This window comes from Mucilaginibacter sp. OK268, from assembly GCF_900103125.1.
Lineage (GTDB): Bacteria > Bacteroidota > Bacteroidia > Sphingobacteriales > Sphingobacteriaceae > Mucilaginibacter.
Genome location: NZ_FNJV01000004.1, coordinates 412,042 through 431,556, shown reverse-complemented (window position 1 = coordinate 431,556; position 19,515 = coordinate 412,042). Strand labels below are relative to the sequence as shown.

The following is a 19,515-nucleotide window of genomic DNA, read 5'->3' as shown; positions in this document are numbered from 1 at the left end:
ACCCGTTTTAACATCCGGCAGGCTTTTGATGATCGATATTTAAAACAGTTTAGCCATTCGCCTTTTAGCTTTGACCTGCTTACTTTTACAGCCATGAATTTTACTGACGAACTGGTGCAATGGTATCTTCAAAATAAACGCGACCTCCCCTGGCGCAATACCACCGACGCCTATGTGATCTGGCTGTCGGAGATCATCCTGCAACAAACCCGGGTTGAACAGGGCCTCCCTTACTTTTATCGTTTTGTAGAAAAATATCCAAACGTAAGCAGTTTTGCTGCAGCCCATGAGGATGAGGTATTAAAACTATGGCAGGGCCTGGGCTATTATTCACGCGGCCGTAACATGCTTAAAACAGCCAGGCTGGTACAGGAACAGTACAACGGTAAATTCCCTCAGCGTTATGATGATCTGATTAAATTAAAAGGTATAGGCGAATATACTGCCGCGGCTATTTCCTCATTTTCGGCAAACGAAGCCAAAGCCGTTGTTGATGGCAATGTTTACCGGGTACTTGCCCGCTATTTTGGTATTGATGAACCGATCAATTCAACCGGGGGTAAAAAAACATTCCAGGAGCTTGCCAATAATTTAATTAATAAGAAAACTCCCGGTTTACATAATCAGGCTATAATGGAGTTTGGCGCGATGCTGTGTAAGCCAAAAAATCCGGCTTGCGGTATTTGCCCGGTACACCTGAATTGTGTTGCTTTTTTGAACAATGCTACCGCTTCACTCCCGGTTAAATTAAAGACGGTAAAAGTGCGCGAACGTTTTTTTAATTATTTTTTAGTAACTGATGGTGACTCCGTATTGATGAATAAAAGGGGCGATAAGGACATCTGGGCCAATTTATACGACTTTCCGATGGTTGAAACGGCCTCTCTTTTACCAATCCAGGAATTGATGGATCAGCCGATGGTAAAGGATTTTTTTGGCAACAGCATCAAATTATCCGCGGATAATTTACCCGTACAAAAACATATACTTACCCACCAGCGCTTGTATATCCGGCTTATTAAAACGCAATCTAAGCCCATTAAATTAGAATCCAACTGGTTTTTCACCACTGTTGAAAACCTGCCAAATCTGGCTCTTCCCAAACCTATAGTTATATTAATAAAAAATATTTTTAATTTATAAAAGAATTTTTCGTTATTTTATGGCATGTCTGGAATTAATAAAGTAATACTTGTAGGTCATTTGGGCAAAGATCCTGAGGTGCGCATTTTAGAGGGTGGAGTATCAGTAACCAGTTTCCCTTTAGCTACTTCTGAAACCTTTAATAAAGATGGCCGTAAAGTTGAACAAACCGAGTGGCATAACATTGTAATGTGGCGTGGTTTGGCCGAAATGGCAGCCAAATTTTTACAAAAAGGCAAACTGGTTTACATTGAAGGTAAACTACGTACCCGTTCATTTGAAGATAAAGAAGGCATTAAAAAATACACCACCGAAGTAGTAGCTGAAAATTTCACCATGCTTGGCCGCAAAAGTGATTTTGAAGGTGACAGCAGATCGGTTTTAAAGCAGGAAGCCCCACTTAGTTACCAGGGTAATTCGGCGGCAGATGATGGTCAAGCTTATTAACCTATACCTTATTGCTATAAAAGTGCCTGCTGAAATACCGGCAGGCACTTTTTATACTACAACAGGCTATTGCCTAACATAGTAAAAAGAGGGTACATAATTAGCTTCACAAAGCTCATTAGCACCACATTGATGATTTAAGGTAAGCTTATTCCCATCGGTAATAGCTACATTGTAATCATACGTTTTTAAACCGTCAACGGCTTTAAGATCATCAATAGTACCTGGTTTATTATCTTTATTCAGGTAACTCAACATATCATAAAGCCCTAATTTAGCATTGCTGATTTTGTATTTACCCGTTTCCCTGGCAATGATGCCCAGATCCTTTTTGGTGACAGTATCGATAACATACAACGTGTGTTCGTAGGTACGATCACTTTTGAATTCATAGGTAGATTTCTGCGTTGTACTTGGAATGGTTGCCTGCCATTTCCCTACCAGATTGCCATTATTAACAGCATCTTTTTTACAGGCAGGGAGCGTGGATAGCAGCACAAACATCAAAGTGATAAAAGGCGCGTTAAGGTTAGTTACTCTTTTCATAAATAAGCTTTAGATAAGTATAACAGTCTTTACGCACCTTTAAACCACAATGATACAGTCATCATAAAACGCTCCGTGCAATACACACACGGAGAGCCAATATAAAATTTACCGGTAGTTTAATTATCTGCCACCCGGCGGGCAATGTTCTTTTAAATAATGAGTGAACAGGGTTCTTAAATGCAGACTTGTACCTTCGCCCTCGGAAATGCTGTGTGTACGGTTAGGATATGACATCAGTTCAAACTGACGATTATACTTTACCAACTCATTGATCAGCTCTTCGGCATTCTTATAATGCACATTATCGTCGCCTGTGCCATGGATATATAGCAGGTTGCCACGCAAATTTTTGGCGTAAGTAATCGGCGATCCTTTGATAAATGCCGCACGGCCTTCGTCATCAACAGGTACACCCATATAACGCTCCTGGTAAATATTATCATAAGTAAGCTGATCACCAACAGCGGCTACAGCTATACCAGTTTTATAAATATCCGGATACTGGAACATCAGGTTAAGGGTTGATGAACCACCGCCGCTCCAGCCATGAACAGCTATGCGGGTTGAATCAACAAATGGCCATTTTAAGATCTCTTTTGCCGCCATAGCCTGATCGCGGATGTTCACGATGCCTATATTTTTATAGATAGCCTTACGCCAGGCTGTACCTTTTGGTGCGGGTGCGCCACGACCTTCAACCGACATGTAGATATAGCCATCATTGGCCATACTGCCTACATACAGCCTGTTACTGCCCGCTCCCCAGGTATCGGTAACAGTTTGCGATGCGGGTTCGCCATAAACCATAAAAACCACAGGGTATTTTTTATGCGGATCAAAATTAGTAGGCTTTTTCATCCAGCCATCCATTTCAATGCCGTCAACCGTTTTAACCTTAAAAAACTCGGTCTTATTTGTGGCGTCGTTGTCTAATGTTACCCGGTTACCGCCAATGTACTTATGTCCGGGCAAGCTTACCACCTCACTTACCGGAGGAGTGTAGCTATTGGAGAAATTATGCAGGGCAACCTTGCCGTTCGGCGATATATCATAGCCATGCGTACCCGGTTCATCAGCCGGCGAAACACGTTCTGGCTTTGCAGCACCGGCAATTTTTATACGATACAGATACTTTTGGGTAGCATTATCAGGCGAAGCCATAAAGTAAATATAACCAGACGTTTCGTCAATCAGGTTTACGCTGATCACATCATAATCGCCTTTGGTCACCAGGGTTTCTTTACCATCGCGGGTTACCCGGTAAATGTGTTTCCAGCCATCTTTTTCGCTCACCCATAAAAATTCTTTGCCTTTATTTACCCATTCCCAGCCTGCCGGGTCGCCGTTGTTCCAGCGTTCTTTACCATCAATCCAGGCATTGCTTTTTTCCTCACGGATTAGGTGCGTAGTACCATTGGATACATTGACAATAAACACCCTGCTTTCGGTTTGTGCCCTGTTCAACTGCTCCAGGATAATTTCGTTGGAGTTCAATGTCCATTCCATCCTCGGTATATAATGCTGTACAGCATCACCAGGCGCGTTTATCCAGTTGGTTTTACCGGTGCTGATATCCACAACACCCACTTTGCATGAGCTTGGGTCCTGCCCGGCAACCGGATATTCAACAGGCACCACGTAGGGATAAATAGAGTCTGTAGTATTCAGCATCAGGTAGCTTTTTATTTTGGTGGCATCTATCTGCCAATAGGCTATCGACCTGCTATCGGGCGACCAGCGGAAACCATCGCGGCAACCAAATTCTTCTTCATAAGCCCAATCGAACGTTCCATTGATCAGCCTGGTAGTGCCATCGGTAGTCAATTGCTTAACCGAAGCATCAGCAAGATCTTCTACGTAAATATTATGCCCGCTCACATAGGCTGCCTTATTGCCATCGGGGGAGAATTTGGCAAACATCAGCGACGATTCCGGCAGGTTTTTACCCAACTGCCACAGCTTTTTGGTATTGGTATCATATACCCAGTAATCACCCCGGGTATCATAACGCCACACTTTTTTGGTGTTGGTATTGATCAGCAACTTTTGTCCGTCGGCCGATACCGAAAATCTTTTTACATTGAGCGGAGCCTGTCCCTGCGGGGTAAGCATATCTTTACTTATCCACAAGGTTTTTTTGCTGGTATCGCGGGTGTCCAGGATCCTGATACCATCGCCGCTGATTTTGTAATACTGGTAGCCATCCTTTGTCCAATGGGTTGGCAACCGTTGTGCTTTTGCTGTGAACCCGCCCAAAATGAGCAATACAGCGGTAAGGAATAATGATCCCGAACGAAAAAATTTCATATACTGCGTGTTTTAATGAAGATTGCGGCGTTATTTTATAATTAAGTAAAGCCGCTGTAAATTTTGCATTAAATTAGCACAAATCAAGCACGTAAATTATCCAGTGTAATGAAAAAACTATTGCTATCTTTTATTATCTGTACATCCCTTTTTGCAAGTGTCCAGGCCCAACGGGCCGACCGTTCCAAGTTTATCAGGGATAGTTTGGACCTGTACATCAGCAAGGCTTTAACCAATTGGCGCGTACCCGGGATTGCCGTTTTTATTGTAAAAGACAATAAAATAGTACTGGTAAAAGGCTATGGCATTAAAGAACTGGGGCTGCCCAATACGGTAGATATCAACACCTTGTTTATGATAGGCAGCAATACCAAAGCCTTTACTGCAACCGCCCTGGCCATGTTGCAGGCCAACAATAAACTATCGCTTGATGAAAAAGTAACTAAATATATCCCCGAGTTTAAACTGGAGAATAAATTTGCCGGGCAGGAAGCTACCGTACGCGACCTGCTATGCCACCGCCTTGGTTTTCAAACCTTTCAGGGCGATTTTACTTTTTATAACACCAACCTTACCCGTGCCCAGGTGATCGAAAAACTGGGCGAACTTAAGGCCGCTTACCCGTTCCGCACCAAATGGGGTTATACCAATGCCGCTTTTTTAACTGCCGGCGAGATCATCCCGCGGGTAACGACCAAACCCTGGGAGGTATACCTTAAGGAGGCAATTTTTGCCCCACTGGGCATGACTAACACCCTGGCCCTGACCAAGGACCTGCCCAAATCACTCAACCGAACCGTACCTCATACCCTGACCGACGGCAGGCTTGCACCCATACCTTATTGCCAGATAGACGGACTTGCCCCTGCCGGCGCCATAAGCTCATCGGCCAGCGACATGGGCAAATGGGTAACGGCTTTGCTGAACAACGGCAAGGTAGGTAACCGCCAGATCATACCTCAGGCGGCCATTATGGCCACCCGCGAACCACAGGATATTGTAGGCAGCGAATACCACCTGAATGGCGAAAACAATTTTGAGCTATACGGACTGGGCTGGTTTATACAGGACTATTTAAACCACCGCCTGATTATGCACGAGGGTGGCGTAAACGGCTATTTATCATCAGTTACCCTTTCACCGCAGGATAACCTGGGTATTGTGATACTCACCAATACCGATCAAAACCTGCTTTATGAGGCTCTGCGCTGGGAAATTCTGGATGCCTTTTTTGGCAGGCCCTATCATAATTACAGTGATGCTTACCTGATAAATTATAAGGCACACACCACTGCCGAGCAACAAACCGAACGGAAACTACGTGATACTGTGGCGCTTGCTTTAAAACCTGCGTTACCCCCAAATGCCTACTTAGGTAAATATACCAACAGCTTTTATGGTAGCATGACCGTAACCCAGGGCGAAAATAGCGACCTGGAAATGCGTTTTGAACATCACCCAACCATGTTTGCCAAATTGCAGCCACTGGGTGGAAACCGCTTTTTTGTCACTTTTTCTGACCCGGTTATGGGGAAGGCTATTTTTCCGTTCAATGTACAAAATGGCAGGGTTACCGGCGTAAAAGTTAAGGTAGCCGACTTTGTGGAACGCGGCGCTTACGACTTTAAAAAAGAGTAAAAGAATTTGGATGATGCCCCTCCGAAAACTTTTTAAACCTTAAATTTTAACACTTTTCTACCCAAAAACTGGCTAAAACAGGCTAAAAAAACATTGAAAAACCTCGTTTTAACACTTTTTAACAAATTTCAACACTATTTTGAGCAGTTTTTAAAACTTTAAAAAGTATCAAATAATTGATTATCAAATAAAACATATAAAACGGTCGATTTTTAGCCCCTTTTTATCCTTAACCAAAACGGCCCGGTTCTCTTTTTTACAGAGAACCGGGCCGTTTTGTTACATACAAATATACGTATTTAAGTCCGGAGTTTTAAGTCTTAAGGGTTCAAATCAAAATGTCGTCTTCTGCGCGCCGCAGGTTTCCAGTCAGTAGTATGCATACTTCAGCTACCCTCAGGCTACGCTAATTTCGCGGAAGCCAATACTAACCAGGCATAAGTACCCCACTCCCGGATATGGGATAGGTTTAAATCGTTAAATAAGATGGTAAAATTTTTGTAAGATGGTTAAAACTTCAAATTAGCTTTAAGCCATTGCTGTACATCTTCCTGCAGTGTAATGGTCGGGGGGAGTTGATCATGTATCAGTTTTTCCATTTTATTACCGGTATTGGCAAAACGGTAATCCCAAAGTATCATTAATTTGTTGATCAGGTAAACTACTTCATTGCCCTCATCCTTTGTAAACGGCGTGGTATCCGGTTTACCGTTTACCCGCGGATCGTTTTGGTTATATACGCTCCATTTGTAATCGGTATAATGTAAATTTCTTCTTGAAAAAAGGATCATGAGCTCAGTAATTTCTTTAAAGATACATATAATAGTTCAAATTGACGCCGAATCGACTCACCCGACCATCGCTGCGCCGGGTCGTTCGTTTTCCGCCGAAGGAGGGGAAGGGGTAGTTACATACAATAAAAACCCGTCATTGCGAGGTACGAAGATAACCGACCAGCGGGAGCTCATTAATACCGATAAAAAATAATCAAAATATTAATAATCTCTACGTAGAACGGTCGGCTATACCATTTCTATTTGCTCTGTATAGCATAGAGATTGCTTCGTACCTCGCAATGACGGGTGGAGAAAAGGTTTTTCCCACCCTCTTTCCGCCGCAGGCGAAGAGGGTGATCCCGTGGAGCGCAGATGGGTGAAGTCATCTGCAACCTGTAATTCCATCATTCAAGCCTATCTTCGTAAATGGCCTATCAACTAACAAATTGATGCCTCACTTTTCTCCGATTAATTTGTAATTTCAGCCCTGTATAACCAGGTTTCCATGAAAAAAACATTTCTAATTACCATTGCCGCTTTGTTAAGCACTGCCGCCATAGCGCAGGAGAAACAAAAGCCTATCTATTATTCCATATCCTTTCCCAACGCTGCACACCATGAAGCAGAAGTTGTGATGACCTTGCCCCAGGCCCCTATGAGTTTACGTTTCCGGATGAGCCGCTCATCAGCAGGACGTTATGCTACGCATGAGTTTGGTAAAAACATCTATAATGTTAAAGTAACCGGTATCGACGGTACCGAGATCCCTTTTACACAAATAGAGGGCGACCTGTATGAGGTTGGCCAACATCCGGATAATATCAAAATAAGTTATACCCTGTTTGGCAACTGGACCGACGGTACTTATGCCAGTATTGATCCCAGTCATGCCCACCTGAATATGCCTGCGGCTTTTGCCTGGGTATTGGGACAGGAAAAAAGACCTGTAAAGTTTGAATTTAACGACCTGGAAAAATACGGCTGGAAAGTATCCACCCAACTAAAAGCCGAAGGAGCCAATGTATACAGTGCCCCTAGCCTGCAATATATGATGGATAGCCCCACCGAGCTGGCCAATTACAAAATAGCCAGCTGGGACGTGACCAATACCGACGGCAAAAAAGAAAAAATAAACGTGAGTATCCACTCTGATGACGACCAGGCCGCGGTGGATAAATTTGGCAAAATGGTACAAAAACTGGTGCTGGAGGAAAAAGCCGTTTATGGCGAGCTGCCTACCTATGATTATGGCGAATATACTTTTGTGACTGATGTTTACCCAACTAACTCGGGCGATGGGATGGAGCACCGTAACTCCACCTGTATTGTTTACCCGGTTGATAAGGTTGCCGGTAATGAGGATGGCCTGCTGGGCATATTTTCGCATGAATACTTCCACAGCTGGAATGTAAAACGCATCCGTCCAAAATCATTGGAGCCCTTTAACTTTGAGCATGCCAACATGAGCAGCGAGCTTTGGTTTGCCGAAGGCTTTACCCAGTATTATGGCGATCTGCTGCTTACCCGCGCCGGTTTTACCCCGCTTGATGATTATACCCGTACACTGGCAGGCCTGGTTAACCAGATCCTGAATACACCGGGCGCCGCTAAATATCCGGCTACACAAATGAGCCGTTATTCGGTATTTGCCGATGCCGGTGTGTCTATCGACCCGAACAACAATATCAACGATTTTACCAGCTATTATACCTATGGCGGCGCCATAGCGCTGGCGCTGGACATGCGCCTGCGTGGTGAATTTAACCTTACGCTTGACGATTATATGCGCCAGGTTTGGTTAAGCCGTGGCAAGGTCATGAAACCATACACCATACCCGATCTGCAGTCCGATCTGGCTAAGGTGACCAACAACCCTAAGTTTGCCGCCGATTTCTTTAAACGCTACATTTACGGTACCGATAAAAACAATTATGAGGAACTATTGAACAAAGCCGGACTGGTATTGCGCAAAGTGCAGCCAGGTAAAGCATGGGCAGGTTCATTGTCTACTAACGCCGGCCGTGGCCGTTCAGGTCAGCCGCGTGCCGCCGGGGCCGAGGGATTGCCTATCCTGTCGAGCACCATTATAGGTACACCGGTTTACAAAGCAGGCTTAGATGCAGGCGATATTATCCTGAAAGCCGATGGCCAAACCATTACCGATCCAAAATCGTTTTCTGATGTACTGGCCGGCAAAAAACCAGGCGACAAAATAACCGTGAATTATAAAAACCGCACCGGTGCCCATGAAACTACCATTGCATTGGAAGAAAGTCCGTATTTTGAAGTAGTTACTTACGAAAAAGCAGGCAAAACGCTTTCGAAAGAACAGGAAACTTTTCGTAATAATTGGTTGCAATCAAAGGTTAAATAAAATTTGCAGACTCAAATTAACACCCCACTTGTCATTTCGACCGGAGGGAGAAATCTTATACGTTTAGTATATCGCTTGCAAAAGATTTCTCCTCGTACCTCGTTCGAAATGACATGAGGGAAAAAGCTAATAATCATGAAAAAAATCGCAATAATAACCGCCCTTTTAGTCGCATCAACCTACAGCTTTGGGCAAGACGTGAACAAGCTTATTGATCAGGATGATGTAACACGCATCATCAAAACCCTGAGTGCCGATGATATGCAGGGCCGGGCAACTTTTACACCGGGTATTGAAAAAGCAGCTCAATTTATTGAGGGTGAATATAAAAAAGCAGGCCTAAAACCCCTTGCCGGGAATACCGGCTACCGCCAGAATTTTACCATGATACGCTCAACACCCGTAAAAACAACCGCGTTCATAAATGGCAAAGCTATTGTACCCGATAGCGTTTTCACCATCGGCAGCGCAGCCTTTACCTGGGCCAGCGACAAGGATGTACAGGTGGTAAACGTAACCGCCGACAAAAATTTCAGACAGGAATACGTGGAAGCGCAAAAAAGCGGCAAAAAAACGCTGATGATCATTGATCCCAAATTTCAGAGCTTGTTTAAGCGCGCCCATGATGCTTATAGCACGCGGGGTAGCGTAAGCTTTAAGGGCAAAACCGCATCACCTATGGCACTTGTATTGGGCAAGTTTGATAACATCACCTCGTTTGATATCAGCTATGAGAACAAAAGCGAAGAACTGCCTTTGTTTAACGTTGCCGGCATTATCCCAGGTAAAACCAAACCAAACGAATTTGTGGTTTTTTCGGGCCATTATGACCACCTGGGTATCCTCAAAGCCATGGAGGGCGACAGCATAGCCAACGGTGCTGATGACGATGCATCCGGAACTACCGCGGTGATATCCTTAGCCAAGTATTACAAAAAACTAAACAACAATGCCCGTACGCTCATCTTTGTGGCCTTCACTGCCGAGGAAATTGGCGAATACGGCTCGCAGTATTTTGCTACCCAGGTTGATCCGGATAAAGTGGTGGCCATGTTCAATATCGAGATGATAGGTAAGGCTTCTAAATTTGGTGAAAACTCGGCCTTTATCACCGGGTTCGACCGATCAAACTTTGGCACTATCCTGCAAAGTAACCTGAAGGGAACCAAATTTGAGTTTCACCCGGATCCTTATCCAGATCAGGACCTGTTTTACCGCAGCGATAACGCGTCGCTGGCAGAAAAAGGCGTGCCAGCTCATACTATCTCAACCGACCAGATAGATATTGATAAGCTGTATCATACCGTAAAGGATGAGTTTAGCTCGCTGGATGTAAACAACATCACCTCTACTATCCGGGCCATAGCGCTCAGCTCACGCAGCATCGTTTCGGGCAAGGATACGCCGACAAGGGTACCGAAATTAGAAAGATAATAGGACAGCAGGAGACACATGTGATGTGTCTCTACGTTTAATCATTGTAGAGACGCATTACATGCGTCTCTATTTTCATTTGATAACACATGAAACATATTCCCAAAATAGCGGTAGTAGGGCCTGAATCAACGGGAAAGTCAACCATGTCTGATTATCTGGCTGCGTATTATCATACCATCGCTGTACCCGAGTATTCGCGGGAATATTGCGCCGCACTTACCGGGCCATGTACCTGGCAGGATGAGATCAATATGTTTCAAGGGCAACTGGCGCTGGAAGCCACTTTACTACCCCAGGCCAATCAGATCCTGATATGCGACACCACTTTTTTAACGGTAAAAATATGGAGCGAACACATGTTTGGCCAGGCACCGCAGGAGGTACTGGACGAATTACCCAAACATCCCTACGATTTTTATTTACTGTTAGATATCGACTTGCCCTGGCAGGACGATCCCCTGCGTAATTTCCCCGAATTACGCGAACATTTTATGGCCATATGGCACAAAGAACTTGCCGCGCTGCAGGCCCGCTATGTGGTGATATCCGGCATAGGAAACGACCGGTATGAAAACGCGGTGAAAGCTATTGATGCTTTTCTATTAGAACAAGGATTTATGGATTAAGGAACAAGGATTTCTTGTATCCTCTGTCCTTGATCTTTGTTCCTTCTCTCCTTGATCCAAAAATCCCATCAAAACGCTTCTCTAAACAAAAAATTATTGTTCATATAAATTATTTTTCACCGTGATGCAACGTTGCTAAAAATGATGCGTCATTTAATCTGAAACCTGATCAGAAATTTGGAAGCCATATATGTAGATAAGCATTATAACCTGGTGGTTGAATGCAAACAGGGAAGCAAAAAGGCCAGTTACGAGTTGTACCGGTTGTATTCTAAAGCGATGTTGAACGTTGCCTTTAGGATCGTGGGCAATATTGCCGAAGCTGAAGATGTTTTGCAGGAAGCTTTTCTGGATGCTTTTAACAAGCTAAAGGATTTCAGACAGGACACCACGTTTGGCCTATGGCTAAAGCAAATAGTGGTAAACCGCTCTATAAACCTGTTGCGTAAGCGCAGGCTGGAGCTGATAGAACTGGAGGGCGACCATCTGGAAAATATACCAGCCGAAGAGCCCGAAGATGATGAAGATGTACAATACCAGGTGGCTGTGGTAAAAGAAGGCATGAAACAATTGCCCGATGGCTACCGGGTAGTACTATCGCTTTACCTGCTGGAAGGTTATGATCACGAAGAAATAGGACAAATATTGAATATATCAGAAAACACCTCAAGAACACAGTTTTTGAGAGCTAAAAGAAAGTTAATGGAAATTTTAAAAAGGAAAGGAACAGAATTATGAGCAAGCGATTTGAAGATTTCATTAAAAATAACCGTGAAGAGTTTGACGAGATTGAGCCATCGACCGATCTGTGGAGCAAAATTGAGCAAAGCCTCAACATGCCGGAGGAGTTGCCAAAAAAGCTGGAAACAAAAACCTTTTCGCTTGCTTTCGTACTTCGGGTCGCCGCATCGGTAATCATTGTCATGGGCATCGGTTTCGGAATATACCTCCAAAGCCAAAAAGCCGCAAAAGGCGTGGACCTGGCCGCCATAAACCCTGAGTATGCCAAACAGCAGCTGCATTACGCATCGCTTGTTGAAACTAAATTAACAGAGCTGAAATCGGTTTCCAAAGCCGATCCGCAACTGTATAAAGAGTTTAGCGCCGAAATAGCCAAAATGGATTCTACTTATAAAAGACTTAATGCCGATTTAGCCACCAGCCCTAACCAGGAGCGTGTTTTACGTGCCATGATCCGGAACTTGCAGGTACAAACCGAGGTGCTTAATCAGCAATTGAGTGTAATAGAACAATTCAATCAAATGAAAAAAGACCAAAAAGATGAAATCAAAAATATTTAAACGGTCGATGTTTGCTTTAATGGCCCTGTTAGCCATTAATACGATCAGTTTTGCACAGCAAACCCCTGCGCCGATTCCGGTTCCGGTGCTTCCGCCTATGCCTCCAATGGCACCTTTAAACAAATTAACTCCACCCGACAGCAAGGACTTTCAGCTAAAAATGAAAGATCTGCACCTTAAAATGCAGGGCCTGCAAAAGCAGATGGGGCGTATTAAACTGCAGCAGCTTAAACAAATGAATCTGAAGCTGAAGGGTTTTGACAAGCAGTTTAAGCACTTTGACCAAAACTTTAACTTCAAGCTGAATGATAGCGCCATGAACTTTGCCTATGATTTCAGTAATATAGCGCCGCAGATAGCTTTAGGGTTCAAAGATTTTGACACCAATTTTAGCTATAACACCGATAATGATAAACAAGATGGTGTTGAAAAAGTTAAAAATTACAGCAAAAGCTACTCAATAGACGGTAACGATGTGATCAACCTGGATAACCGTTTTGGTAGGATCACCGTGAATACCTGGAGCAAAAGTGAGGTAAAGGTTGATGTACAAATAAAAGTTGGCGCCAATGATGACGACCTGGCTCAAAAACTGCTGGACAATGTAACCATCAGGGATAATAAAGATGGATCAGGGGTTTATTTTAAAACCAACATCAACAATGATGATAATGGCAGCTCATGGTCGTTATTTGGCGGCAAACGCAACAATGTGCGCAAAATCGAGGTGAATTATACGGTATATATGCCATCCAAAAATCCATTGAACGTAAGTAATAAATATGGCGCAACCAGCTTACCTGATCTGGATGGAAAATTAAACATCAATAACTCTTACGGCAGCCTGGTAGCCAAAAACCTGAGCAATCCGGGTAACCAGATCACGGTTAAATATGGCAGCGCCACCATTGGTTCACTTAACGGTAGCGATCTGGATGTAGCTTATGGCAGCCTGAGCCTGGGCGAGTGCAATAAACTAAATGCCGACATCAGCTACGGCTCGGCCAAAATTGGCCGCATCACTACTTCGGGCAACATCAACGTAAAATTCAGCGGTAACCTGAATATTAATGAGGTAGATAAAAACATCAAGAATTTATCGGTAAACTCATCCTACTCCAGCGTAAAACTGGGTATCAGTAACGAGCAAAATGCCGACTTTGACGTAACCGTACGCTACGGCAGCTTTAACTATGGCGGTCATGATATCAATATCACCAGTAAAAGCCCATCTGATAACGACCGTGGCTATAGCCCCACTAAAAATTACAAAGGCCATTTAGGTAAAGGCTCCAACGATAGAAACATAACTATTAACACCAGCTACGGCAGCGTAAGCTTTGATTAAGACGAGAATCAAGATACGAGAGTCAAGAATCAAGACCTTTATTAGTCATGCCGAATTTATTTCGGCATCCCATAGGCAGATAAGCACGATGCTTATCTTGTGGGATCCTGAAACAAGTTCAGGATGACGCACTTATTTAGTCTTGATTCTTGGTTCCTGACTCTAATGTCTTCGCACAACACCTTATATTTTAACATTGATTGCAAACCCCTGCCATTTTCGGCAGGGGTTTTGCTATTTTAGGGGCAAACAAATTTAGCCTGCTATGGAAATATTTGCGAATGCCGAATCCTGGATATCGCTCGTTACCCTTACGTTATTAGAGATAGTCCTGGGGATAGACAATGTGATATTCATCTCCATTTTATCTGATAAGCTCCCAGCAAATCAGCAGGCTAAAGGCCGCAGGATTGGCCTGGGTATGGCCCTGATCACCCGGGTATTGCTTTTATTATCCATCAGCTGGGTCATGACACTTACGGCACCCCTGTTTAACCTGGCACATATTTTTAATGTTACCGATGCTGATTGGGTAGAAAAACTGGCCATATCTGGCCGCGACCTGATCCTGATCATCGGCGGTTTGTTCCTGATCTATAAAAGCACCGCCGAGATACACCATAAAATTGAAGGCGAAGAAGAAAACGCTGAAAAAGTAAAACGACACAGCTTCTGGGGTACCATCATCCAGATTATGCTGCTGGATATTGTTTTCTCGCTCGATTCTGTGATTACCGCCGTAGGTATGGCCAGCCATGTAGAGATCATGATACTGGCGGTTGTTATTGCTGTAGGTATTATGATGTGGGCTTCAAATGGCGTGGCCGGCTTTGTGAACAAACACCCTACGGTAAAAATGCTGGCGCTGTCGTTCCTGCTGCTGATAGGCGTTTCGCTTTTAGCCGAGGCTTTTGAGCAGCATATCCCTAAAGGTTATATCTATTTCGCCATGGCATTTTCGGTACTGGTGGAGATGCTGAACCTGAAAATGAAGACAAAAGCTGTGAAGAAGGCGGGAATCAAGAAATAAGAGTCAGGAATCAAGATAAAAATAAAAAACGCGCGTCATCCTGAACTTGTTTCAGGATCTCACAGGATGAGCAGCCATACGGGATGTACTTGCATGTGGGATGCCGAAATAAATTCGGCATGACCCCTTATCTTTTATCCTTACTCCAATAATCTTTGCTCCAAAAATCCCCCTAAAACACTCTGCACAGTAAGCCCTTCAAATATTCGCCTTCGGGGAAGGAGGCTCTTACCGGATGGTCTTCGGGTTGGTGGAATTGGTAAATGAATTGCACCTGTTTACCGGCATCAAGCGCGGCCCAGGCAATTACCTGTTTAAAGGTTTCCATATCCATAGCGCCTGAGCAGGAATAGGTAGCCAGTAGGCCGCCTTCGTTCAATAGCAGCATGCCCAAACGGTTCAGATCCTTGTAAGCCCTGGAAGCTCTTGTGAGTGCAGAGCGCGATGGAGCGTATTTTGGTGGATCGAGCACAATAACATCAAACTTTTCGCCATCATCCCTGAACTTACGCAGCTGCACATTCACGTCAGATTTTATGGCCATATGTTTATCAGCGTCCAATTTGTTTAACAGGATGTTCTCCTTCAACGTTTCAATCGCCAATGCAGAGCTATCCACACTGGTTACTGCTGTAGCTCCATTTTTTAAGCTATTGAGCGTAAAGCCACCGGTATAGCAAAAACAATCCAACACTTTTTTTCCTGTAGCATAATTGGCCACTATATGGCGGTTATCGCGCTGATCACAATAAAAGCCTGATTTTTGGCCTTCGGTGATATTGATGCCGTAAACGATATTATTCTCCAGCACTTCTACAATCTCTGGCGGAGGATTACCAAAAAGCACTTTATTTTCGGCTTCTGCCAGGCCTTCGTGGGCCCGTGAGGAGTTATCACTTTTGTCGGATATACTTTCGGGATTTAGCAACTTTTGCAGTTCATCAATAATTACCGGCATCAACCGCTCCATACCCGAAGTGAGCACCTGAACAGCCAGGTGGCCCGCATATTTATCAACAATTAAGCCCGGTAAATAGTCAGCCTCGCTAAAAACCAGGCGACAGGTATTGGTTCCGTTTGCTAATACATGAGCCCTGCTTTTAATGGCCGTGGCCAGTTTACGGCGAAACCAATCGTCATTAATTTCAACGGCTTCGTCCCACTCCAAAAGGCGCAGGGCAACCCGCGACTGATCGTTATAAAAACCATAGGCCATAAAATCGCCTTTTGCGTTGAGCAGCCGAACCACATCGCCATTGGCTGGTTTACCCTTTACTTTTTCAACAGCGCCCGAAAATACCCAGGGATGTTTTTGCAAAACAGCTTTCTCTTTACCCTTATTTAGTAACACATCAATCATAGCCGCAAAGGTAATAAAAAGCTTAAGGCTGAAAGCCAAATGCAAAAAGCTTGTTACTTATGCCTTTGACCCGATTTCTTAATTAAACTTTCATAAATTTTATTACTCCAATACAATATTTACCGATTAAAAACATTTGGTATCTTAGTATCGAAAACATAACATGAGAAAGACTTACTTATTTTTAGTGACCATGCTATTGGCATGTGTAAGCTATAAAAGCGATGCTCAGGCAGTACCCCGTATCCCTGAGGCCAGTTCTACACAAACCATTATCCAGGATTTTGGACTGGGAAAGGTTACTATTACTTACTCCCGGCCCAATGTTAAGGACCGTAAAATATTTGGTGGTATAAATCCTTATGGTGAAGTTTGGCGGACCGGAGCCAATGCCGCTACTACTATTACCTTTACCGAAAAAGTAATCATTGAAGGGCATGCTGTACCTCCTGGTACCTATTCCTTATTCAGTATCCCTCAAAGAAATGAGTGGACCATCATCCTGAACAAAACCGTTAAACAATGGGGCGCTTACAACTATAAGCAAGCCGACGACCTTTTACGTTTTGATGTAAAATCCATCCGTGTAAACGAAAAACGGGAAACTTTTACCATGGCATTTGCCAACTCCACTACCCGGGCAACAGATCTGTACCTGGTTTGGGACCATACAGCGGCTCTTATCCACATGGAGACCGATGATGATGCCAAGATCATGGCAAATATTGACGAATTGATGAAAGGCGACCGCAAACCTTATTATTTTAATGCTATCCAGTGGTATTATGAAAATAACAAAGATGTGGACAAAGCTTTAGGCTGGGTAGCTGAGGCCGAAAAAGAAGAGCCTAAAGTTCCCTGGTTTAAACTATGGGAATCGCGCTTGTTATTGAGAAAAGGTGATAAAGCCGGTGCAATAGCCGCTGCCGAAGCCGGTATTGAGCTTTCAAAAGAAAGTAATGATGATGAATATCTGCGGCTGAACCTGGAAGCGCTTAATCATGCTAAAGATTAAAGGTGAGGCAATAAAACACTACACGCCCGGTTCTATTTGATCCGGGCTTTTTTGTGACATGAATTTATTGATCACGTAAGCCACAATCATCACTAAAAAGCAACCGATAGGGTTAAGCCATAAATAGGCAACCGTTTTACTCAATCCTAAATATAATATGATCCCTTCACTAATAATAGCGGCAATAAACACCGGGGTTCCGGTTATCCGTTTCATATAAAAAGCAACTATAAAAACGCCTAATACGGTTCCGTATATATAGGACCCCAATTGGTTTACGGCCTCCAGTAAATTGCCCAATTTACCGGCATACAAAGCCATAATTACACATACTACTCCCCAAAATACGGTTGCTATACGAGATACCAGCAGGTAGTTTTTATCTGATGCATCCTTATTGATGGTGCGTTTGTAAATATCTATCACGGTGGTTGAGGCCAGTGAATTAAGGGCGCTTGCTGTTGAACCCATAGAAGCCAGAAATATAATGGCTATCAAAAGGCCTACCAATCCCCGGGGTAAGTATTGCTTAACAAAGGTCAGAAACACGTAATTAGTATCGTTATCATCAGCGCTGGCATTGTTCTTTTTCATCAGTGTAATAGCATCCTGCCTGATGACGTGCGATTGGGCATCTGCCACTTTTAAGGCATCCTTTGCATGATCTATTTGATCCTCATTTTTGCTGTCAAGGGCTTTTATCAGATCGTCAGCTTTTGCTTTTCGCTGTTCAAAGGCCTTGGTATATTGTTGATCGAGATAATTATATTGAGTTGCATAGTTGCTTTGCTTTACCCTGGCCACCTCATAATTATTAAAGAACATGGGCGGTCTGTTAAACTGGTAAAAGGCAAAAACGAGTACGCCAATCAGCAGGATGAGGAATTGCATAGGGATTTTAATGAGCCCATTCATAATGAGGCCTAATCGGCTTTGTCCCACCGAGCTCCCTGTTAAATAACGGCCAACCTGGCTTTGGTCTGTACCAAAGTAGGATAATTGCAAAAAGAAGCCTCCTATCAGGCCGCTCCACACGGTGTACCGGTTATCCCAGTCAAATTTCCAGTCTATCACATTCATGTGGCCAAGCTTACCGGCCATTTTCAGGGCACGCGTAAAACCTACGCCTGTTGGCAATAGATTAACCACCAGTATACCGGCCAGGAACATACCGGCAAATATGATACTCATTTGCAGCAACTGGGTGTATGATACCGCTTTACTGCCACCATAAACGGTGTAAAATATAACCAGGCCGCCAATAAACAGCGTAGTATAAACCGTATTGATATTTAAAATGGTTGATAAAATAATGGCCGGCGCATAAATGGCGACCCCAGTCGAAAGGCTGCGTAATACCAAAAAAAGGAACGATGTAAGCGCACGGGTTTTTAGATCGAAGCGTTGCTCCAGAAACTCATAGGCTGTATAAACTTTAAGGCGATGAAATATCGGCACAAAAGTTACGCAAAGCACGATCATGGCCAGTGGCAACCCGAAGTAAAATTGTACAAAGCGCATCCCATCGGAATAAGCCTGTCCGGGAGCCGAAAGAAAAGTAATGGCACTGGCTTGGGTAGCCATAACCGAAAACCCGACATGATACCAGGGTAACGAGCGGTTGCCCATTAAAAACTGATCGATATTTTTATTGCTGCCGCTTTTCCACACGCCATAAAGCACTATGGCAAAAAGTGTTAAGCCTAAAACTATCCAATCGGGTAAACTCATTCAAAAACTTTTGTAATGAGCCAAAATACTAAAATTAAAAAAACCAGCCATGCGACTACAATGCCGTAAAACTGGTTCCAATTTTTTATAAATGAAGGCAGATCAGGATCAGGCCTTTTCACCACGGCCTTTAACCAATACAGCTATAAAGAAACCGGCGGTTAATAAGCCTAAAACACCACCAACGGCTATCCAGGTAAATCCTTTATCAATTATTGCTCCTATAAAAAGCCCAGAAACTAAGCCTACAAGGTAAAATACAAAATCAAGGCTTTTTTCTTCTTCTTCGTGTTGTTTCATATTACTGTTAATTATAACGTTTGCAAAAATAGATGATTAATTGATTTTTACCAATAAATTATTTCAGTATAAAAGGCTTATCCTATTTTAAACTTTTGGTTCCTAAAAAATTAAGCAGGGTTGTCATTTCGAA

17 protein-coding genes are annotated in these 19,515 nt (G+C 43.6%); 11 read left to right on the top strand and 6 right to left on the bottom strand.

Annotated elements, in window-relative coordinates; translation table 11 throughout:
• Positions 1 to 93 precede the first annotated feature (93 nt).
• Positions 94 to 1,143, top strand: a complete 1,050-nt coding sequence (gene mutY / locus BLR84_RS16465; protein ID WP_090470291.1) for an A/G-specific adenine glycosylase — start codon at positions 94 to 96, stop codon at positions 1,141 to 1,143.
• Positions 1,144 to 1,167: 24 nt separating this feature from the next.
• Positions 1,168 to 1,590 (top strand): single-stranded DNA-binding protein, encoded by a 423-nt coding sequence (locus BLR84_RS16460; protein ID WP_255366964.1) that lies wholly within the window; start codon positions 1,168 to 1,170, stop codon positions 1,588 to 1,590.
• 66 nt (positions 1,591 to 1,656) lie between these two features.
• On the opposite strand, the gene BLR84_RS16455 is transcribed toward BLR84_RS16460, so the two are convergent.
• Positions 1,657 to 2,136 (bottom strand): lipocalin-like domain-containing protein, encoded by a 480-nt coding sequence (locus BLR84_RS16455; RefSeq protein WP_090470289.1) that lies wholly within the window; start codon positions 2,134 to 2,136, stop codon positions 1,657 to 1,659.
• 123 nt (positions 2,137 to 2,259) lie between these two features.
• Positions 2,260 to 4,446, bottom strand: a complete 2,187-nt coding sequence (locus tag BLR84_RS16450; RefSeq protein ID WP_090470287.1) for a S9 family peptidase — start codon at positions 4,444 to 4,446, stop codon at positions 2,260 to 2,262.
• Positions 4,447 to 4,554: 108 nt separating this feature from the next.
• Here BLR84_RS16450 and BLR84_RS16445 point away from each other — a divergent pair, with 108 nt between their 5' ends.
• The gene (locus tag BLR84_RS16445) at positions 4,555 to 6,084 is read left to right on the top strand and encodes a serine hydrolase (RefSeq protein ID WP_090470285.1); all 1,530 of its coding nucleotides are present in this window, start codon (positions 4,555 to 4,557) and stop codon (positions 6,082 to 6,084) included.
• A 509-nt stretch (positions 6,085 to 6,593) separates the two neighbouring features.
• Here the strand turns inward: BLR84_RS16445 and BLR84_RS16440 are convergent.
• Positions 6,594 to 6,875: a hypothetical protein gene (locus BLR84_RS16440; protein ID WP_090470283.1), complete on the bottom strand. Its 282-nt coding sequence runs from the start codon at positions 6,873 to 6,875 to the stop codon at positions 6,594 to 6,596.
• A gap of 490 nt (positions 6,876 to 7,365) precedes the next feature.
• Between BLR84_RS16440 and BLR84_RS16430 the strand changes: the two genes are divergently transcribed.
• The 7 genes from BLR84_RS16430 (at position 7,366) to BLR84_RS16400 (ending at position 14,976) form a co-directional block, all read left to right on the top strand.
• Positions 7,366 to 9,234 carry a M61 family metallopeptidase gene (locus tag BLR84_RS16430; protein ID WP_090470279.1) on the top strand — a complete coding sequence of 623 codons (1,869 nt, stop codon included), beginning with the start codon at positions 7,366 to 7,368 and terminating at the stop codon, positions 9,232 to 9,234.
• Between the two features lie 135 nt (positions 9,235 to 9,369).
• Entirely contained in the window at positions 9,370 to 10,668 is a 1,299-nt protein-coding gene (locus BLR84_RS16425) for a M20/M25/M40 family metallo-hydrolase (RefSeq protein WP_090470277.1), read from the top strand.
• Between the two features lie 89 nt (positions 10,669 to 10,757).
• Positions 10,758 to 11,297 carry an AAA family ATPase gene (locus tag BLR84_RS16420; RefSeq protein WP_090470275.1) on the top strand — a complete coding sequence of 180 codons (540 nt, stop codon included), beginning with the start codon at positions 10,758 to 10,760 and terminating at the stop codon, positions 11,295 to 11,297.
• A 177-nt stretch (positions 11,298 to 11,474) separates the two neighbouring features.
• The gene (locus BLR84_RS16415) at positions 11,475 to 12,035 is read left to right on the top strand and encodes an RNA polymerase sigma factor (protein WP_090470272.1); all 561 of its coding nucleotides are present in this window, start codon (positions 11,475 to 11,477) and stop codon (positions 12,033 to 12,035) included.
• Entirely contained in the window at positions 12,032 to 12,598 is a 567-nt protein-coding gene (locus BLR84_RS16410; protein ID WP_090470269.1) for a hypothetical protein, read from the top strand. The genes BLR84_RS16415 and BLR84_RS16410 overlap by 4 nt, the downstream gene beginning before the upstream one ends.
• Positions 12,579 to 13,946, top strand: coding sequence for a DUF4097 family beta strand repeat-containing protein (locus tag BLR84_RS16405; protein WP_090470266.1), 1,368 nt, complete (start codon positions 12,579 to 12,581; stop codon positions 13,944 to 13,946). The genes BLR84_RS16410 and BLR84_RS16405 overlap by 20 nt, the downstream gene beginning before the upstream one ends.
• A 265-nt stretch (positions 13,947 to 14,211) precedes the next feature.
• A complete protein-coding gene (locus tag BLR84_RS16400) occupies positions 14,212 to 14,976 on the top strand; it encodes a TerC family protein (protein ID WP_090470264.1) in 765 nt (254 codons plus the stop codon).
• 172 nt (positions 14,977 to 15,148) lie between these two features.
• On the opposite strand, the gene BLR84_RS16395 is transcribed toward BLR84_RS16400, so the two are convergent.
• Positions 15,149 to 16,336: a class I SAM-dependent rRNA methyltransferase gene (locus BLR84_RS16395; protein WP_090470386.1), complete on the bottom strand. Its 1,188-nt coding sequence runs from the start codon at positions 16,334 to 16,336 to the stop codon at positions 15,149 to 15,151.
• 163 nt (positions 16,337 to 16,499) lie between these two features.
• Here BLR84_RS16395 and BLR84_RS16390 point away from each other — a divergent pair, with 163 nt between their 5' ends.
• Positions 16,500 to 17,351 (top strand): DUF2911 domain-containing protein, encoded by an 852-nt coding sequence (locus tag BLR84_RS16390; RefSeq protein ID WP_090470260.1) that lies wholly within the window; start codon positions 16,500 to 16,502, stop codon positions 17,349 to 17,351.
• 18 nt (positions 17,352 to 17,369) lie between these two features.
• On the opposite strand, the gene BLR84_RS16385 is transcribed toward BLR84_RS16390, so the two are convergent.
• The gene (locus BLR84_RS16385) at positions 17,370 to 19,082 is read right to left on the bottom strand and encodes a sodium:solute symporter family protein (protein WP_090470257.1); all 1,713 of its coding nucleotides are present in this window, start codon (positions 19,080 to 19,082) and stop codon (positions 17,370 to 17,372) included.
• Positions 19,083 to 19,190: 108 nt separating this feature from the next.
• A complete protein-coding gene (locus tag BLR84_RS16380; RefSeq protein WP_090470254.1) occupies positions 19,191 to 19,382 on the bottom strand; it encodes a hypothetical protein in 192 nt (63 codons plus the stop codon).
• Positions 19,383 to 19,515 lie beyond the last annotated feature (133 nt).

What these genes read in the sequence shown, in the direction of transcription:
- BLR84_RS16385 (WP_090470257.1), bottom strand. Translation starts at nt 19,082, where the DNA reads ATGAGTTTACCCGATTGGATAGTTTTAGGCTTAACACTTTTTGCCATA.
- BLR84_RS16405 (WP_090470266.1), top strand. Translation starts at nt 12,579, where the DNA reads ATGAAATCAAAAATATTTAAACGGTCGATGTTTGCTTTAATGGCCCTG.
- mutY (WP_090470291.1), top strand. Translation starts at nt 94, where the DNA reads ATGAATTTTACTGACGAACTGGTGCAATGGTATCTTCAAAATAAACGC.
- BLR84_RS16450 (WP_090470287.1), bottom strand. Translation starts at nt 4,446, where the DNA reads ATGAAATTTTTTCGTTCGGGATCATTATTCCTTACCGCTGTATTGCTC.
- BLR84_RS16455 (WP_090470289.1), bottom strand. Translation starts at nt 2,136, where the DNA reads ATGAAAAGAGTAACTAACCTTAACGCGCCTTTTATCACTTTGATGTTT.
- BLR84_RS16420 (WP_090470275.1), top strand. Translation starts at nt 10,758, where the DNA reads ATGAAACATATTCCCAAAATAGCGGTAGTAGGGCCTGAATCAACGGGA.
- BLR84_RS16460 (WP_255366964.1), top strand. Translation starts at nt 1,168, where the DNA reads ATGTCTGGAATTAATAAAGTAATACTTGTAGGTCATTTGGGCAAAGAT.
- BLR84_RS16400 (WP_090470264.1), top strand. Translation starts at nt 14,212, where the DNA reads ATGGAAATATTTGCGAATGCCGAATCCTGGATATCGCTCGTTACCCTT.
- BLR84_RS16430 (WP_090470279.1), top strand. Translation starts at nt 7,366, where the DNA reads ATGAAAAAAACATTTCTAATTACCATTGCCGCTTTGTTAAGCACTGCC.
- BLR84_RS16440 (WP_090470283.1), bottom strand. Translation starts at nt 6,875, where the DNA reads ATGATCCTTTTTTCAAGAAGAAATTTACATTATACCGATTACAAATGG.
- BLR84_RS16395 (WP_090470386.1), bottom strand. Translation starts at nt 16,336, where the DNA reads ATGATTGATGTGTTACTAAATAAGGGTAAAGAGAAAGCTGTTTTGCAA.
- BLR84_RS16390 (WP_090470260.1), top strand. Translation starts at nt 16,500, where the DNA reads ATGAGAAAGACTTACTTATTTTTAGTGACCATGCTATTGGCATGTGTA.
- BLR84_RS16425 (WP_090470277.1), top strand. Translation starts at nt 9,370, where the DNA reads ATGAAAAAAATCGCAATAATAACCGCCCTTTTAGTCGCATCAACCTAC.
- BLR84_RS16380 (WP_090470254.1), bottom strand. Translation starts at nt 19,382, where the DNA reads ATGAAACAACACGAAGAAGAAGAAAAAAGCCTTGATTTTGTATTTTAC.
- BLR84_RS16445 (WP_090470285.1), top strand. Translation starts at nt 4,555, where the DNA reads ATGAAAAAACTATTGCTATCTTTTATTATCTGTACATCCCTTTTTGCA.
- BLR84_RS16410 (WP_090470269.1), top strand. Translation starts at nt 12,032, where the DNA reads ATGAGCAAGCGATTTGAAGATTTCATTAAAAATAACCGTGAAGAGTTT.